Annotated in this window: 13 protein-coding genes and 1 riboswitch; of the genes, 3 read left to right on the forward strand and 10 right to left on the reverse strand. The window is 74.7% G+C overall.

The window, feature by feature from the left end:
* Positions 1 to 54: 54 nt before the first annotated feature.
* The 9 genes from cobI to FGW31_RS27150 all read right to left on the reverse strand — a co-directional run bounded on the left by cobI (position 55) and on the right by FGW31_RS27150 (position 12794).
* Positions 55 to 786, reverse strand: a complete 732-nt coding sequence (gene cobI / locus FGW31_RS27110) for a precorrin-2 C(20)-methyltransferase (RefSeq protein WP_142196161.1) — start codon at positions 784 to 786, stop codon at positions 55 to 57.
* Positions 783 to 2132, reverse strand: coding sequence for a cobyrinate a,c-diamide synthase (locus FGW31_RS27115; protein ID WP_142196162.1), 1350 nt, complete (start codon positions 2130 to 2132; stop codon positions 783 to 785). The genes cobI and FGW31_RS27115 overlap by 4 nt, the downstream gene beginning before the upstream one ends.
* On the reverse strand, positions 2126 to 2725 hold the full coding sequence (cobO, locus tag FGW31_RS27120) for a cob(I)yrinic acid a,c-diamide adenosyltransferase (RefSeq protein ID WP_142196163.1): 600 nt from the start codon (positions 2723 to 2725) through the stop codon (positions 2126 to 2128). Before cobO ends, FGW31_RS27115 begins: the two co-directional genes overlap by 7 nt.
* Complete coding sequence (locus FGW31_RS27125) at positions 2725 to 4725, reverse strand: putative cobaltochelatase (RefSeq protein WP_142196164.1); 2001 nt, start codon at positions 4723 to 4725, stop codon at positions 2725 to 2727. The genes cobO and FGW31_RS27125 overlap by 1 nt, the downstream gene beginning before the upstream one ends.
* Complete coding sequence (cobN, locus tag FGW31_RS27130; RefSeq protein WP_142196165.1) at positions 4722 to 8375, reverse strand: cobaltochelatase subunit CobN; 3654 nt, start codon at positions 8373 to 8375, stop codon at positions 4722 to 4724. The genes FGW31_RS27125 and cobN overlap by 4 nt, the downstream gene beginning before the upstream one ends.
* Positions 8372 to 9883, reverse strand: a complete 1512-nt coding sequence (locus FGW31_RS27135; RefSeq protein ID WP_142196166.1) for a cobyric acid synthase — start codon at positions 9881 to 9883, stop codon at positions 8372 to 8374. Before FGW31_RS27135 ends, cobN begins: the two co-directional genes overlap by 4 nt.
* Positions 9880 to 10821, reverse strand: a complete 942-nt coding sequence (locus FGW31_RS27140) for a cobalamin biosynthesis protein (RefSeq protein WP_142196167.1) — start codon at positions 10819 to 10821, stop codon at positions 9880 to 9882. Before FGW31_RS27140 ends, FGW31_RS27135 begins: the two co-directional genes overlap by 4 nt.
* A 122-nt stretch (positions 10822 to 10943) precedes the next feature.
* Positions 10944 to 11081: riboswitch (cobalamin riboswitch) on the reverse strand.
* A gap of 179 nt (positions 11082 to 11260) precedes the next feature.
* Positions 11261 to 11482, reverse strand: coding sequence for a hypothetical protein (locus FGW31_RS27145; protein WP_142196168.1), 222 nt, complete (start codon positions 11480 to 11482; stop codon positions 11261 to 11263).
* 31 nt (positions 11483 to 11513) lie between these two features.
* Positions 11514 to 12794 (reverse strand): inorganic phosphate transporter, encoded by a 1281-nt coding sequence (locus FGW31_RS27150; protein WP_142196169.1) that lies wholly within the window; start codon positions 12792 to 12794, stop codon positions 11514 to 11516.
* A gap of 340 nt (positions 12795 to 13134) precedes the next feature.
* Between FGW31_RS27150 and FGW31_RS27155 the strand changes: the two genes are divergently transcribed.
* The 3 genes from FGW31_RS27155 to FGW31_RS27165 all read left to right on the forward strand — a co-directional run bounded on the left by FGW31_RS27155 (position 13135) and on the right by FGW31_RS27165 (position 16784).
* Complete coding sequence (locus tag FGW31_RS27155; RefSeq protein ID WP_142196170.1) at positions 13135 to 13965, forward strand: class II aldolase/adducin family protein; 831 nt, start codon at positions 13135 to 13137, stop codon at positions 13963 to 13965.
* Between the two features lie 62 nt (positions 13966 to 14027).
* Positions 14028 to 15155 carry an alpha/beta hydrolase gene (locus tag FGW31_RS27160; protein WP_142196171.1) on the forward strand — a complete coding sequence of 376 codons (1128 nt, stop codon included), beginning with the start codon at positions 14028 to 14030 and terminating at the stop codon, positions 15153 to 15155.
* A 192-nt stretch (positions 15156 to 15347) separates the two neighbouring features.
* A complete protein-coding gene (locus FGW31_RS27165) occupies positions 15348 to 16784 on the forward strand; it encodes a hypothetical protein (RefSeq protein ID WP_182675269.1) in 1437 nt (478 codons plus the stop codon).
* A 15-nt stretch (positions 16785 to 16799) separates the two neighbouring features.
* Here the strand turns inward: FGW31_RS27165 and FGW31_RS27170 are convergent, their stop codons facing one another.
* Positions 16800 to 17219 (reverse strand): VOC family protein, encoded by a 420-nt coding sequence (locus FGW31_RS27170; RefSeq protein ID WP_142196172.1) that lies wholly within the window; start codon positions 17217 to 17219, stop codon positions 16800 to 16802.
* Between the last annotated feature and the right edge of the window lie 87 nt (positions 17220 to 17306).

Here is a 17306-nt window from a genome sequence, read left to right on the forward strand (position 1 = left end):
AGCACAGGGGGGGTGGATCCGAGTACAGGGGGCGAAGGGGTCAGCGGCGGCGGCTCACAGCTTGCCGCCGCGCCCGCCGTCGCGCCGCGGCGGCGCGATCAGCGTCGACAGGTACGGCAGCGGCGTGCCGTCCAGCTCCGCCGCCGGCCGGACCGACTCCTCGGGCAGCCCGAGCGCCGACCCCCACACGGCGTCGTCGAGCCGCCCGGTCTCCCGCAGCACCTCGGCCACCTCGCCCGCCTGCCGCCCGAACTTGTACGCCACGACGGTCCCGGGACCGGCGAGCGCGTCCTTGAGCACGGCGGCCCCGGCGGTCACCGGCACCAGCGTCAGCGGCTCGGTGCCCTCGGTGAGCACGGCGCCCGAGCGCGCCGCCAGATCCTGCATCGCGGTGATGCCCGGCACGGTCTCCACGACCGTTCCCGGCACCGCCCGCGCCACCGTCTGGGCGAGATACGTGAACGTCGAGTACACGTTGGGATCGCCGATCGTCGCGAACGCCACGGACCCGTGCTCCCGCAGCAGCCCGGCGACCCGCTCCCCGGCCGCGTCCCAGGCCGCCTCGCGCCGCGCCCGGTCGGTGCGCTCGTTCAGCGCGAACACCACCCGCAGGACCTTCTCGGCGGGCACGTAGTGCAGCACGGTCGCCTCGGCCCGCCCCCGCTCCCCGGTGTCCATCACCGGTACGACGACGACCTCGGCCGCGCGCAGGGCGTTGACGCCCTTCACGGTCACCAGCTCCGGGTCCCCGGGACCGACCCCGACCCCGATCAGCCTGCTGCTCATGACGTCCGGCACCTCTCCACGAACCGACGGGCGACACCGGGCTCGGACGCCCAGTGCGTGTGCAGATAGCTCGCGTGCACACCGCGCTGTACAAAACCCTCGACGCGCCGCTCGGGCGCCCGCACTCCCCACGCGGGAGCGGCCCCCGCGCCCGGTTCCACCACCGTCCGGTGGAACTCGTGCCCCCGCATCCGTGTCCCCGCGCCGGCCAGCACGCTGTCGCTCACGGCCACGGCGTCCCGGTAGCCGAGGGTCAGCCGCTCACTCATCCGCGCGGTGGCGTCCAGCACGCCGCACATCGGCATGCCGTCCAGCTCCCGGCACAGGTACAGCAGCCCGGCGCACTCGGCGGCCACCGGCGCACCGCCGGCCGCGAGGTCGGCGACGGCCTTCCTCAGCGGCTCGTTGGCGGACAGCTCGGCCGCGTACACCTCGGGGAACCCGCCGCCGACGACCAACCCCCGTGTCCCCTCGGGCAGTTCCTCGTCCCGCAGCGGATCGAAGGCGACCACCTCGGCCCCGGCCGCGGTGAGCAGCTCGGAGTGCTCGGCGTAGGAGAAGGTGAACGCGGGGCCGCCGGCGACGGCGACGACCGGCCGCCGCCCACTCGGGTGCACGGGCGCCTCCCATGCCGTCTGCGCCATCGCACCCGCACTCCGCGCCAGCGCCACCAGCGCGTCCATGTCACATCCGGCCGAGACCTGCGCGGCCATGGCGGCGACGGCCTCCAGGGCCTGGTCCCGCCGTTCGGCGACCGGCACCAGCCCCAGATGCCGCGAGGGCGTGTCCACCTGCGGGGCCCGCCGCAGCACACCCAGCACCGGCATCCCGGCCGAGTCCAGCGCCTCCCGCAGCAGCTCCTCGTGCCGGTCGGACCCCACTTTGTTCAGGATCACGCCCGCGACCTGCACCTGCGGGTCGAAGGACGCGAACCCGTGCACCAGCGCCGCCACGGACCGCGACTGCTTCGCGGCGTCCACGACGAGCACCACGGGCGCCCGGAGGAGCTTGGCGACATGGGCCGTGGACGCGAGCTCACCCTCGCCCGCGGCCCCGTCGTACAGTCCCATCACGCCCTCGACGACGGCGATGTCGCACCCGCGGGCCCCGTGCAGGAACAGCGGAGCGACCAGCTCGGCCCCGCACAGGTAGGCGTCGAGGTTGCGCCCCACGCGCCCGGTGGCGAGCGCGTGGTACCCGGGGTCGATGTAGTCCGGCCCGACCTTGTGCGGGGACACGGCGAGTCCCCGCGCGGCGAGCGCGGCCATCAGCCCCGTGGCGACGGTGGTCTTGCCGCTGCCGGACGACGGCGCGGCGACGACCAGCCGGGGAACGGACGTCACCACTCGATGCCCTTCTGGCCCTTCTGGCCGGCGTCCATCGGGTGCTTGACCTTGGACATGTCCGTCACCAGGTCCGCGAACTCCACCAGCTTCTCCGGGGCGTTCCGTCCCGTGATCACCACGTGCTGGGTGCCCGGCCGGTCCCGCAGCACCGACACCACCTCGTCGGTGTCCACCCAGCCCCAGTGCATCGGGTAGGCGAACTCGTCCAGCACGTACAGCCGGTACGTCTCGGCCGCCAGGTCGCGCTTGACCTGCTCCCAGCCCTCGCGGGCCTTCTCCTCGTTGTCCATCTGCGCGTCGCGCTGGACCCAGGACCAGCCCTCGCCCATCTTGTGCCAGTCGACGGTGCCGCCCTCGCCGGAGGCGCCGAGCACGCGCAGCGCGTTCTCCTCGCCGACCTTCCACTTCGCCGACTTGACGAACTGGAACACCCCGATCGGCCAGCCCTGGTTCCAGGCGCGCAGCGCCAGCCCGAAGGCGGCCGTCGACTTGCCCTTGCCCACGCCCGTGTGCACCACGACCAGCGGCCGGTTGCGGCGCTGACGCGTCGTCAGCCCGTCGTCCGGGATCACGCTCGGCTGTCCCTGGGGCATTACGCGGCCCTCCTCTGTACGTCCTTCACCAGTCCGGCGATGCTGTCGGCGCGCAGCTCGTCCAGCGTCACGGCCGTTCCGCCCAGCTCACCGGCGAGCTTCCCGGCGAGCCCGAGCCGCACCGGCCCGGACTCGCAGTCCACGACGACGGAGGCGACCCCGTCGGCCGCGAACAGCCCGGCCGCCCTGGAGGCCAGCAGCAGCGGCTCCGGGCCGCCGGTCGCCCGCCCGTCCGTCACCACGACGACCAGCGGACGCCGCGCCGGATCCCGCAGCCGCTCCACCCGCAGCACGTCGTGCGCCTTGAGCAGCCCGGCGGCCAGGGGAGTCCGCCCGCCCGTCGGCAGCGACTCCAGCCGCGCGGCGGCGGCGTCCACCGACGAGGTCGGCGGCAGCGCGACGTCGGCCGCCGACCCGCGGAAGGTCACCAGCCCCACCTTGTCCCGCCGCTGGTAGGCGTCCAGCAGCAGCGACAGCACGGCGCCCTTCACCGCGCCCATCCGCTGCCGCGCCGCCATCGACCCGGAGGCGTCCACGACGAACAGCACGAGGTTCGACTCGCGCCCCTCACGCGAGGCCTGCCGCAGGTCGTCCCGCCGCACCACCAGTCCGGGACCCCTGCGGCCCCGCGCCCGCTGGTGCGGCGCCGCGGCCTGCACGGTGGCGGCCAGATGCAGCTTGTTCAGCGCCCCCCGGGGCCGCCGCGCGCCGGTGGTCCGCCCGTGCTCGGTCCGCGCCCGGGACCGCCGCCCGGCGGCCCCCTCGCCGATCCCCGGCACGCTCAGCACCTTCGTACGGAACGGCTCCGCGGAGCCCACCGGCGACCGCTCACCGGACCCGGCGCCCGCGGGCTGCCCGGCCTCCCCGCCTTCCCCGGCCTCGGCCGGCGTGCTCGCATCGCCCCCGCTGTCCGGCCCGTCCGCGGGCGGCTGCCCGCCACCGCCGTCGGGCCCGTCCGGCCCGTCCGGGTCGGTGTCGGGACCGTCGTCGTCGCCGAACTGCTCCAGCGTCTCGTCGAGCTTGTCCTCGTCCAGACCGGGCGCGTCGAACGGATTGCGCCGGCGCCGGTGCGGCAGCGCCAGCAGCGCCGCCTGCCGCACGTCCTCGGCGAGCACGTCGGTGCGTCCCGCCCAGGCGGCGAGCGCGGTCGCCGTGCGCGCCATCACGATGTCGGCCCGCATGCCGTCCACCTCGAACGCCGCGCAGGTCGCCGCGATCTGCCGCAGCGCCCCGTCACCGAGACGCACCTGCGGCAGCAGCTGCCGTGCCGCCACGATCCGCGCCCGTACGGCGGCCTCCTCCTCGGCCCACCGCGCGGCGAAGCCCGCCGGGTCGTCGTCGTACGCCAGCCGGCGCCGCACGACCTCCACCCGCAGGTCGGGCTCCCGCGAGGCCGCGACCTCGACGGTCAGCCCGAACCGGTCGAGCAACTGCGGCCGCAGCTCGCCCTCTTCCGGGTTCATGGTGCCGACGAGCAGGAAACGCGCCGCGTGCCGCACGGAGACACCCTCGCGCTCCACGTACGAGGCGCCCATCGCCGCCGCGTCCAGCAGCAGGTCGACCAGGTGGTCGTGGAGCAGGTTGACCTCGTCGACGTAGAGGATCCCGCGGTGCGCGTCGGCGAGCAGGCCCGGCTCGAACGCCTTCACGCCCTCGGACAGCGCCCGCTCGATGTCGAGCGCGCCGACCAGCCGGTCCTCGGAGGCGCCGACGGGCAGTTCGACCATGCGGGCGGGCCGTGCCGTACCGCCGCCGCTCTCGTGCGGGCCGTCCGGGCAGCCGGGGTCCGGGGCCGACGGGTCGCAGGAGAAGCGGCAGCCGGGCACCACGGCGACCTCGGGCAGCAGCGCCGACAGGGCGCGCACCGCCGTGGACTTGGCGGTGCCCTTCTCGCCGCGCACCAGCACACCGCCGACCGCCGGGGAGACGGCGTTCAGCAGCAGCGCGAGCCGCAGGTCGTCCTGTCCGACGACCGCCGTGAACGGAAAGGGGGTGGTCACTGGTCGTCGCCCTCCAGATCACCTTCGAGTTCCAGGTAGGTGGCGCGCAGCCGCTCCAGCGTGTCCGCGTCCGGCTCCGCCCACAGCCCGCGGTCGGCCGCCTCCAGCAGGCGTTCGGTGATGCCGCGCAGCGCCCACGGGTTGGACTTCTTCATGAAGTCCCGGTTCTCCGGCGCGAAGACGTACTCGGCGCTGAGCTTCTCGTACATCCAGTCGTCCACGACCCCGGCGGTGGCGTCGTAGCCGAACAGGTAGTCCACGGTCGCGGCCATCTCGAACGCGCCCTTGTAGCCGTGCCGCCGCATCGCCGCCATCCAGCGCGGGTTGACCACGCGGGCGCGGAACACGCGGTGCGTCTCCTCGCCGAGCGTGCGCGTCTTCACCTGGTCCGGGGTGGCCGAGTCGCCGACGTACGCCTCCGGGCTCGCGCCCGTCAGGTGCCGCACCATGGCGACCATGCCGCCGTGGTACTGGAAGTAGTCGTCGGCGTCGACCAGGTCGTGCTCACGGGTGTCGACGTTCTTCGCGGCGACCGCGATCCGCCGGAACGCCGTCTCCATGTCACCGCGCGCCGCCCGCCCGTCGAGCCCGCGCCCGTAGGCGTAGCCGCCCCACACCGCGTACACCTCGGCGAGGTCCGCGTCCGAGCGCCAGTTGCGGGCGTCGATCAGCGGCAGCAGCCCCGCCCCGTACGCGCCCGGCTTGGAGCCGAAGACGCGGGCGGTGGCCCGCCGCCGGTCGCCGTGCGCGGCGGTGTCCTCGTCGGCGTGCGCCCGTACGTAGTTGGACTCGGCCGGCTCGTCCAGCTCGGCCACCGCCCGCACCGCGTCGTCGATCAGCCCCACCACGTGCGGGAACGCGTCCCGGAAGAAGCCGGAGATGCGGACCGTGACGTCGATGCGCGGCCGGCCCAGCTCGGCGAGCGGCACCACCTCGAAGCCGGTCACCCGGCGGGACGCGTCGTCCCACACCGGGCGGCAGCCCAGCAGCGCCAGGATCTCGGCGATGTCGTCGCCCTGGGTGCGCATCGCGGACGTGCCCCACACCGTCAGGCCGACGGACTTCGGGTACGCGCCCGTGTCCTGGAGGTACCGCTGGACCAGCGAGTCCGCGAGCGACTGCCCGACCTCCCAGCTCAGCCGCGACGGGATCGCCTTGGGGTCGACGGAGTAGAAGTTCCTGCCGGTCGGCAGCACGTTGACCAGTCCGCGCGTCGGCGAGCCCGACGGGCCCGCCGGGACGTAACCGCCGTCCAGCGCCCGCAGGATGTGCCCGATCTCGTCGGTGGTGCGCGCGAGCCGCGGGACGACCTCCTCGCAGGCGAACCGCACCACGGCCACCGCGTCCGCGAGTTCGGTGCCGACGGCCTCGCGGACCAGCGCGGGCACCGCCGCCGCGTCCCAGCCGCGTTCCTCCATGCCCTCCACGATCCGCCGGCACAGCCGCTCCAGCAGGTCGATCGCGTCGGCGCCGGTGCGGGCGGGGCCGTCCACCAGGTCCGTCAGCTCCACCGGCACCTTCACCGGCGCGCCCGGCTCGGCCAGCAGCTCCTTCTCCACCAGCCCGAAGTGCTCGGCCAGCGCCGCCCGCAGCCCCGGCAGTGCGTTCGCCTGCCCGCCCCACACCTGCGAGGCGCGCAGCACGGCCAGCACCAGGTTGACGCGCGGCTCACCGACCGGCCCGCCGCCGAGGACGTGCAGCCCGTCGCGGATCTGCACGTCCTTGATCTCGCACAGATAGCCGTCGATGTGCATGACGAACTCGTCGAACTCGTCGTCGTCCGGCTGGTCCTCGACATGCAGGTCGTGGTGGAGCTCGGCGGCCTTCACCAGCGTCCAGATCTGCGCGCGCACCGCCGGCGCCTTCGCCGGGTCCAGGTCGGAGACGAGCGCGTACTCGTCGAGCAGCTGCTCCAGCTTCGCCAGGTCGCCGTAGGTGTCGGCGCGCGCCATCGGCGGCACCAGGTGGTCGACCACCGTCGCGTGCCCGCGCCGCTTGGCCTGGGTGCCCTCACCGGGGTCGTTGACGATGAACGGGTAGATCAGCGGCAGGTCGCCGAGGACCGCGTCCGGCGCGCAGCCGCCCGACAGCCCCAGCCCCTTGCCCGGCAGCCACTCCATGGTGCCGTGCTTGCCCATGTGCACGATCGCGTCGGCGCCGAAGCTGTTCTCCAGCCACCGGTACGCCGCCATGTAGTGGTGGGACGGCGGCATGTCGGGGTCGTGGTAGATCGCGATCGGGTTCTCGCCGAAGCCGCGCGGCGGCTGGATCATCACGACGACGTTCCCGAACTGCAGCGACGCCAGCACGATGTCGTCGCCGTCGACGTACAGCGAGCCCGGCGGCTCGCCCCACGCCTCCGTCATCGCCTCGCGCAGCTCCGGGTCCAGCTTCTCGAACCACGCCCGGTAGTCCGCCAGCGGCACCCGTGCGGGCGCCGCGGCCAGCTGGTCCTCCGTCAGCCACTCCACGTCGTGGCCGCCGGCCTCGATGAGCCGGTGGATCAGCTCGTCGCCGTTGTCCGGGTAGCCGTCGACGCCGTACCCGGCGTCCCGCAGCGCGTCCAGCACCCGGACCGCGGACGCCGGCGTGTCGAGGCCCACCGCGTTGCCGACGCGCGAGTGCTTCGTCGGGTAGGCCGTGAAAACCAGCGCGAGCCTCTTGTCGGCGTTCGCTTTGTGCCTGAGCGCCGCGTGCCGCACGGCGATCCCGGCGACCCGCCCGGCCCGCTCCGGGTCGGCGACGTACACCGGCACGTCGTCGGGGCCCTGCTCCTTGAAGGAGAACGGGACCGTGATCAGGCGGCCGTCGAACTCCGGGATGGCGACCTGCATCGCCGCGTCCATGGGGGACAGGGCGGCGTCGGACTCCTCCCACGCGGCCCGCGACGACGTCAGGCACAGCCCCTGCAGCACCGGCACGTCCAGGTCGGCCAGCGCGCCGATGTCCCAGGCCTCCTCGTCACCGCCGGCGGACGCCTGCGAGGCGTGCGTGCCGCCGGCCGCCAGCACCGTGGCGACCAGCGTGTCGGCCTTCGCCAGCAGCTCGTACAGCCCCGCGTCGGCGCCGCGCAGCGAACCGCAGTAGACGGGCAGGGCGTTGGCGCCGCGGGCCTCGATCGCGTCGCACAGGGTGTCCACGAAGGCGGTGTTGCCGCTCAGTTCGTGGGCGCGGTAGAAGAGCACGCCGACGGTGGGACGGCCCTCGACCGCGGCCCGCTCGCCGTGCACCCCGTACTCGGGCATCTTCCGCGGCTGTTCGAAGCCCTCACCGGTCAGCAGCACGGTGTCCGACAGGAACCGGGCCAGCTCGGTCAGGTTGTCCGGGCCGCCCTCGACGAGGTAGCGCAGCGCCTCCGCCACCACACCGGCCGGCACCGTCGACTCGGCCATCAGCTCCGCGTCCGGCACCGTCTCGCCGCCGAGCAGCACCGTCGGGACGCCGGACCCCTTCAGCGCCGCCAGCCCGTCCTCCCAGGCGCGCTTGCCGCCCAGCAGCCGTACGACGGCGAGGTCCGCGCCGTCGAGCAGCGCGGGCAACTCCTCGGTCACGTCGACGCGGGTCGGGTTGCCGATCCGGTAGGAGGCGTCGGCGGCGCGGGCGGCCAGCAGGTCCGTGTCCGCGGTCGACAACAACAACACAGTGCTCATGCGGGCGCTCCCGGTGGAATGAAAGGCAGTCCTTGCGGCGCGCCCGACTCGATGAGCCGCCACAGCGCGTCCGTGTCCGCGTGCTGTTCGATGAGATCGCCGAGCCGGTCGAGCTGCTCCTCGCGCAGCGCGGCGAACGAGGTGTCGGGGGCCGGCACGAAACGGCGTCCCGCGGCGGCGGCGACCTCGCGCAGGAAGGCCCGCCGGAACCCGTCCGACTCCAGCGAGCCGTGCCAGTGCGTGCCCCAGGTCTGGCCGACCCGGCAGCCGTCCAGGAAGGGTTCACCGCCGAGCACGTCGGCGACCCCGTGATGGATCTCGTACCCCTCGACGGGCTCTCCGAGGGCCCGGCCGACGGGACGCGTGAGCGTCTTCTCGCGGGCGAAACGCACCCGTACGGGCAGGACGCCGAGCCCGTCCACGTGCCCGGCGCGGCTCTCGACCTCGTCCTCGATGTGCTCGCCGAGGACCTGGAAGCCGCCGCAGATGCCCAGCACGGGCCGCCCCTCGGCCGCCCGCCGCCGCAGCGCGTCCGCCAGCCCGCGCTCCCGCAGCCACTCCAGCGCCCGCACCGTCCCGCGGGTTCCCGGTACGACCACGAGGTCGGCGTCGGCCAGCTCCTCGGGCCGGTCCACGAACCGCACCACGACGCCCGGTTCGGCGGCGAGCGCGTCCACGTCCGTGAAGTTGGACATCAGCGGCACCGCGCACACCGCGACCCGCAGCACGTCCTCGCCGACCGGCGGCGCGACGACCGACTCCCGCACCGTCCCCCGCAGGGAGACGCGCAGGCCGTCCTCCTCGTCGATGCCGAGCCCGTGCCGGAACGGCAGCACGCCGTACGTCCGCCGCCCGGTGAGGCCGTGCAGCATCTCCAGCCCCGGCTCCAGCAGCGACACGTCGCCGCGGAACTTGTTCACCAGGTACCCGGCGACCAGCTCCTGGTCCTCGCGGGACAGCAGCGCGACCGTGCCGAAGAACGACGCGAAGACGCCGCCGCGGTCGATGTCGCCGACGACGAGCACGGGAAGCCCGGCGTTCCTGGCGATGCCCATGTTCACGATGTCCGTCCGCCGCAGATTGATCTCGGCCGGACTCCCGGCCCCCTCACAGATCACCGCGTCATACGTGCCCCGCAATTGCTCCAAACAGTCCAACACCGTTGCCAGCAACCGCTGTTGGCGACCACCGTGGTATCCGCGGGCGCTCATCTCGCCGACCGGCCGGCCCATCAGCACCACCTGGCTGGACTGCTCGCCGCCCGGCTTGAGCAGCACCGGGTTCATCAGCGCGGCCGGCTCGACCCGGCAGGCCTGGGCCTGCATGGCCTGGGCCCGCCCGATCTCGGCGCCCTCCCGGGTGACGAACGAGTTCAGCGACATGTTCTGCGCCTTGAACGGCGCGACCTTCACGCCCTGGCGCACCAGCCACCGGCAGATCCCGGCGGTCACCACGCTCTTGCCGGCGTCCGAGGTGGTCCCGGCGACCAGCAGACCCCCACCGCTCATGACGTACGTCCCTTCCTGACGAGCCGCGCGGCGGCACCGGCCCCGAGCGCGAGCCAGCCGACCCGCCGCGAGAGCCGTACCGCCCGGTCGATGTCGGACACGGCCACGGCACGGCCGCCGCCGTTGAGCACGGGCCGGTGCTCGACCCGCCCGCCGTAGGACAGGGTTCCGCCGAGCCGCACGCCGAGCGCGCCCGCGAAGGACGCCTCCACGGGCCCGGCGTTGGGACTCGGATGCTTCGCGGCGTCCGCGCGCCACGCCCGCACGGCACCGAGCGGATCCGGTCCGCTCAGGGCGGCGAGGACGGCGGTCAGCCGCGCCCCGGGCCACCCGGCGACGTCGTCGAGGCGGGCGGAGGCCCAGCCGTAGCGCAGGTGGCGCGGGGACTTGTGGCCGACCATCGCGTCCAGCGTGTTGACGGCGCGGAACCCGAGCAGCCCCGGCACCCCGGCGACCGCCCCCCACACCAGCGCGCCCACCACGGCGTCGGAGGTGTTCTCGGCGACGGACTCGACCACCGCGCGGGCGATGCCGTCGGCGTCCAGGGCCTGCGGGTCCCGGCCGCACAGGTGCGGCAGCCGCTCCCGGGCCGCGTCGACGTCGCCGGCCTCCAGGGCCCGTCCGATGGTGCGGGCCTCCCGGGCCAGCGAGGTGCCGCCGACGACGGCCCAGGTGGCGACGGCGGTCATGGCGACGGAGGCGGCGGGGGAGGAGCGTACGCAGCGGGCGGCGAGGCCGCCGAGCGCGACGGCGCCGCCGACGCAGACGGCCGTGTGCACGGCGCCCGCGCCGCGGTGGTCACGCCACAGCACACGCTCCACGGCGGCCGCGGCCCGGCCGAAGGCGGCGACCGGATGCCCGCGGCGGGGATCGCCGAGCAGGAGGTCGCCGAGGAGGCCGGCGGCGGCGCCGTACGCGAACACGCGATCGGCACCCATGGGTTCAGCCGGCCGAGGTTCCGGAGGGAAGGGCACCGCGTCGGGGCGGGGTGTCGCTGGTCGACCTCAACAGGCAGCCGCGCATGGCGTTAGGTCCTCACTCAGGGTGTCCACGCCCTGGTTCGACAAGACCGGCGGTGAGAGTTCCTGGCTCCCGGGGTGGGCACCCCGGTGACAGTGGCGGGACCGCGCCGGACTCGCACCGGCTTCCTCTCCTGCCGCCGTAATGGCTGAGGCAGTCCACCACGGCCCCGGAAGGGCCGTCAACTTGCCGTTGACCTGCGACGGCGAAGTGTGCTGAGGCCCACAACAGGGTTGGACGGGGCCGAACGCGGGCAGGGGCCGCGGGCACGCCGACGGGCGGTGCGGAGGGCCGGGGCGCTCCGCACCGCCCGTCGGACGGTGACGATCCGTGACGTCGGGACGACGTCGTACGGGATCAGGCCATGATCAGGTAGATGCCGTAGGCCACCGCCGCCGCGCAGGCCGCGAAGCAGGCGTAGGCGCCGGTGACGGCGAGGGCCGCGGACCGGCCCTCGGCGGCGGCCCGCTCCTGGCGGGACAGGCCGTTGATGCCGAGGGTGAACAGGGCCACCAGGGCCACGGTGACCACGAGGCTGACGCCGAAGACGGAACCGAGGGCCGCCCAGTCGATCTTCATGGTGCTCTTCTTCCTTCGTACCGGGTCGCGGTCAGACGGTGGTCCGGGCAGGCGGGGACGCCGGGTCGGTGGGCGCCGGGGCCGGGATGGCGGCGGCGAGCTCCTCGCCCGCGGTGCCGGCGGTGGCCTCCTCGCCGACGGTGCCGGCCGGGGGCGGCGTCACCGCGGCGATCGCCTGGGTCACCACGCCGGACGGCTCCTCGCCGGACACGTCGTGGTCGTTGACGTTGGTGTGGTCGACGACCTCGCGCCGGGAGATCTTCCAGATCGCCGCGCTGGAGGCGACCAGGAAGACGGCCACGAGGGCGGTGCCCCAGTCGCCGAAGCCGCAGACCCACTCGGCGACCGCCGCGACGAGGGCCGCGGCCGGCAGCGTCAGGCCCCAGGCGACGAACATCCGGGTGGCCGTCGACCAGCGGACGACGCCGCCCTTGCGGCCGAGGCCCGCGCCCATCACGGCGCCGGAGACGGAGTGCGTGGTGGACAGCGAGAAGCCGAGGTGGGAGGAGGCCAGAATGACCGTCGCGGCGCTGGTCTGGGCGGCGAAGCCCTGCTGCGGCCGGAGGTCGGTCAGGCCCTTGCCCATGGTGCGGATGATGCGCCAGCCGCCGAGGTACGTGCCGAGCGCGATGGCGATGCCGGCCGAGAGGATGACCCACATGGGCGGGTCGGAGTCGGGGGCGAGGGTGCCGCCGGCGACCAGGGCGAGGGTGATGATGCCCATCGTCTTCTGGGCGTCGTTGGTGCCGTGGGCGAGGGAGACCAGGCCCGCGGAGGCGATCTGCCCGGCGCGGTAGCCCTTCGCGGAGGCCTTGCCGTCGGCGTCGCGGCCCAGGCGGTAGGTCAGCCGGGTCGCGAACATCGCGGCCACGCCGGCCACCAGCGGGGCGGCGATCGCGGGGATCAGGACCTTGGTGACGAGGACGTCGCCGTGCACCGCGCCGAAGCCGGCCGAGGCGACGGTGGCGCCGATCAGGCCGCCCATCAGGGCGTGCGAGGAGCTGGACGGCAGACCGACCAGCCAGGTCAACAGGTTCCAGAGGATCGCGCCGACCAGGGCGGCGAAGATGACCTCGGGACGGATGCCGGCCTCGTCGACGAGGCCCTTGGAGATCGTGTTGGCGACCTCCACCGAGAGAAAGGCGCCGACAAGGTTCAGCACGGCGGACATGGCCACCGCGACCTTGGGCTTGAGCGCACCGGTCGAAATGGTCGTTGCCATCGCGTTCGCGGTGTCGTGGAAACCGTTCGTGAAATCGAACGCGAGTGCGGTTACCACCACAATCGCGAGGATCAGCGAGAAGCTTTCCATTTACCCAGGCAATCGTTCGAGGTCATTGGCTGGTCGACCGTAGGTAACCAGGGTGAACGGAAGATGAACTGGAACGGGCGTCGGGGTGACCGTAAGAGGGGGTGGTCGCTCCGCCGATCGGCCGTCCCGCCGCGGCTCCCGCCGTGCGGGCCCCGCAGGGACCGGCCGGCCGCCCCGGACGGGACGCTTCATCCGGTCGGGTGAGCCGCCGAGGAGACGCTGGTCACCCGGGAGGGTGTCGCGCCGCCGTCGTGTCGTCGCGGGCGTGGCGCGGGGTCGGCTTCCGGCCTGTCTGCCCCGGCCCCCGGCGCCCCGGGGAGCCGCCTGGCAGGATCATGGCATGGCTGAGCAGCGGTGGGACGGGCGGGAAACGGAAGGCGCCGCGGACGACGCCCGGGACGCGGGGCGGGCACGGGATCCGCGCGGGACGGAACACCGGGACACGGAACACCAGGCCACGGAACACCGGGACACGGAGCACCGGCAGACGGACCCGCGGCGGACGGAGCCGCTCGGCAGGCGGGCGAGCGCGCAGGAGGCGCACGCCTGGGCGGACCTCGTCGCGACCGCCCGCCGGACCGTCACCGACGGGCTCGTCGTCGGCACCTCCGGCAACGTCTCGGTGCGGGTCGGCGACACCGTCCTGGTCACGCCGTCGGGCATGCCGTACGACCGGCTCGGCCCGGACGACGTGACCGGCGTCGACCTCACCGGCCGGCAGGTCCTCGGCACCCTGGTCCCCACCAGCGAGCTGCCCATGCACCTCGCCGTCTACCGCACCACCGGCGCGCGCGCCGTCGTGCACACGCACGCCGTGCACGCCACCGCCGTCTCCACCCTGGTCGACGAGCTGCCGCTGATCCACTACATGGCCGCGGCGCTCGGTGGACCCGTCCGCGTCGCCCGCTACGCGACCTACGGCAGCGACGAGTTGGCCGCGAACCTGCTCCGCGCCCTCGACGGCCGCACCGGCTGCCTCCTGCAGAACCACGGCACCGTCACCCACGGCTCCACCCTCGACCGGGCCTACGACCGCACGGCCCAGCTGGAGTGGATGTGCAGGGTCTGGCTGACCGCCTCGTCCGTCCCGTCCCTGACCCCCCGTCTGCTGACCCCGGACCAACTGGCCGAGGTCGGTGAACGCCTGCGCGGGTACGGCCAACGGGGCTGACCCGCCCGGCCCGCACGCGGTGTCCGCTGGCCGGTCGCGGGCTCGGCCCCGACACTGGGAGTGTGCGCACTGTCAGAGCGACGGCCGCTGCCGTCACCGCCGTGATCGGGGCCGGCGCCGCCGCGGTGGCCGCCGGCCGGTTCGCCTGCGACACCGCCCTCAAGGCGCCCCCGGGCGGGCCGCTGCCCACCGAACCCCGGCTCACCGTCCACGCCACCGCCGCCGGCCGGATCAGCCTCACCCGGGACCTCGCCGCGCTGCGGCCCGGCCGCTACGGCCTCACCGGGGAGGGCTTCCACGCCGTCGTCGGACCCGTGCAGAACGGCTCCCCGCACACCGCCGACACCGTGGTACGCCGTCTGGAACGCGTCACCCACGGCACCCCCGAACCCGGCGACCGCGCCTGGCTCACCCCGAACCTCCACGTCGGCGACCCCGGCACCGCCCTCGGCCTGGACCACACCGACCTCGACCTGCTCGGCGAACTCGGCCCGCTGCCCGCGTGGTTCGTGCCCGGCGCCCGGGACACCTGGGTGATCACCGCGCACGGACTCGGCGCCACCCGGGAGCACACCATGAACGTCATGGAGGCGCTGCACCGCCACCGCTTCCCGGTGCTCGCCGCCGCCCACCGGGGCGACCCGGGCGCACCGCGCTCCCCGGACGGCCTCAACCACCTCGGCGAGACCGAGTGGCGCGACCTCGACACGGCGCTCCACCACGCGGTGCACTCCGGCGCCCGGCAGGTCGTCCTCTACGGCTGGTCCACCGGCGCCACCATGGCGCTGCGCGTCGCCGCCCGCTCCGACCTGCGCGCACACGTCGCCGGACTGATCCTGGACTCGCCGGTGCTCGACTGGGAGGACACCGTGCGCGCCCTCGCCTCGGCCGGCCGCGTCCCGGGACCGCTGCTGCCGCTCGTGGTCCGCGCCGCCCAGGGCCGCACGGGCCTGTACGGCGACCACAGCCCGCGCGCCGTCCACCTCGACCGGATCTCCGTGCCCACGCAGATCTTCCACGGCCCCGACGACGCCGTCGCCCCCTGGCGCCACTCCCGCCGCCTGGCCGCCGACAACCCGAACACCGTCACCCTGCACACCGTCGCCGGCGCCCCGCACGCGGCCATGTGGAACGCCGACCCGGACGCCTACGAGGAGACCCTCAGGCGCTTCCTCACCCCTCTCATGTGACGGCGCCGGCCGCCTCGCGCGAGGGCCCCGGCACACCCCGGCCGGGGCCGGTGCCGAGGATTCCGTTTATTGCCGTACCACTGGCCGGATTTCCTCCCTCCGACCGTGTCCGAGGCCACGACGAGGGCCCTCACCGAGCCCTCGTGCACATTCCGTTTGGGTTTTCGGACCGTCAACCGGAAGACTGCACCCGTGACGTCCCGTATCCCGCGCGACTCCAGGCTTCGACTTGTCCGCCCGCGACCCCTGGCCGCCGCCCCCACAGCGATCAACCAGCGGCGCCCGCGCCGCCCCGCGCCACGCCCCCCGGAGGGCACCCCCGCACCCGCGGAGCTGGCCAGAATGGCGCGCTCCGGCCTGGCCGCCGCGGCCCGCGTCGCCCGCTGGGCCGACGCCGCCCTCGGCCCCGGCGGGGACAGCGCCACCACCGACGGCAAGGCCACCCTCTCCGACGCGACCGCCGAACGCGCGGCCGCCGCCCTGGGCCTGACCCCGGAGCGGGTCCGCGCCGACTGGGACACCGCCCGCCTGGCCGGTCTCATCGAGGTGCACGGCGACAGCGCCCGCCCCGGCTGGCGGCTGCGCGCCTGGGACCGTGACGACAGCGCCGTGCTGCGCGGCTGGGTCGCCCTGTGCGACGCCTGGTCGCTCGCGTACCCGGAGCCCGAGGAGTACGAGCCCGCCGCCGTCGCCGAGGTGGTCACGGCCATGCCGCAGGTGCTCTCCTTCCTCCAGCTGTCCGCCGGCCCGGTCCCCGTGCCGCAGCTCCTGGACCTGCTGGAGCAGCGCGTCACCGAACTGCGCACCGAGCGCTGCGAGATCGACTACGCGCCGCAGCCCGCGGCCGCCGGCGCCGGGACCGACGCCGAGACCCCGCGCCCCGCGCTCGCCGAGCCGGCCACCGCCGACGCGCCCCTCGAGCCGCTGCTCGACTGGGCCCTGCGCGCCCTCGCCTCCGTCGGCGCCCTCACCTACGGCGACGGCCAGGCCACCCTCACCCCGCTCGGCAGCTGGGCGGTGTGGGTCAAGCTGGAGCAGATCTGCGTGGCCGCGCAGAGCCCCGCCGGGAACATCGAGCAGGGCGCCGAGGACATGCTGCGCGGCTGCGCCCGGCTGCGCCCCAACGCCGCCCGCGCCGAGTACCGCGCCTGGCTCGCCGCCCGCCCGGTCGGCAGCGCCGTCACCGAGCTGATCGCCGCCGCCCGCGGCGAGGACGCCCTGCTGCGCGGCCTCGCCTTCGAGGCCCTGCGCGTGGTCGGCGCCCCCGCCGAACCCGAGGTCCGCGCCGCCCTCGACGAGCCCACGCTGCGCCCCTACGCCCTGCTGTGGCTCGCCGAGCACGACGGCGCCGACCCCGAGGACGCGCACGAGGTCCTCACCCGCGAGGAGGCGACCTGGCTGTGGGTGGACACCGCGGCCGCCGTCGCCGACCACGGCGAGGCCCCGCTGCTGGTGCGGCACCTGGAGTCCGCGGTGCAGCCGACCGTGCCCGCGCTGCTCAGCGAGGTGCGCGCGGTCGGCCACCCGCGCACCGTGCAGGTGCTGGTCGCGCTCGCCGCCGCGCACCCCGACCCGGCCCTGGCCAAGGCCGTCCGCCGGGCCGCGTTCCAGGTGCACACCGGCGGCTGAGCCGCGCTGCGGCCCTCAGACCCCGCTCCCCGTCTCGGGCGCGTACGTGCCGAAGCTCCACACGTTGCCCTCCAGGTCCCGGGCCATGTAGTCCCGGGAGCCGTAGTCCTGGTCCGTCGGGGGCATCAGGATCTCCGCGCCCTGCTCCACCGCCCGCCGGTGGTGTGCGTCGACGTCGTCCACGACGACGTACACCCCGGCCGGGCCCGCGCCGCGCATCGCCGTGTCGAACACCCCGCCGCGGCCCTTCGAGCCGAGCATCACCGCGCCGTTGCCCTGCACCAGCTCGGCGTGCAGCACGGTGCCGTCCTCGCCCTCGTACACCGACCGCTCCGTGAAGCCGAACGCCTCCGTGAGCTGCCGTACCGCCGCCTTCGCGTCCGCGTAGAGCAGCGTCGGGAAGACGCTCGGACGCCCGCCGGCCGAACCTGCCATCGCCATCACTTCCTTGTGCGTCGTAGCCGGACGCCGCGCGAGGAAAACCGCTTGCACGGCCCCGTTAGAATGGCTCGCATGGCCATT

Origin of the sequence: Streptomyces calvus, from assembly GCF_006782915.1 — a bacterium.
GTDB classification, from domain to species: Bacteria; Actinomycetota; Actinomycetes; order Streptomycetales; family Streptomycetaceae; genus Streptomyces; species Streptomyces calvus.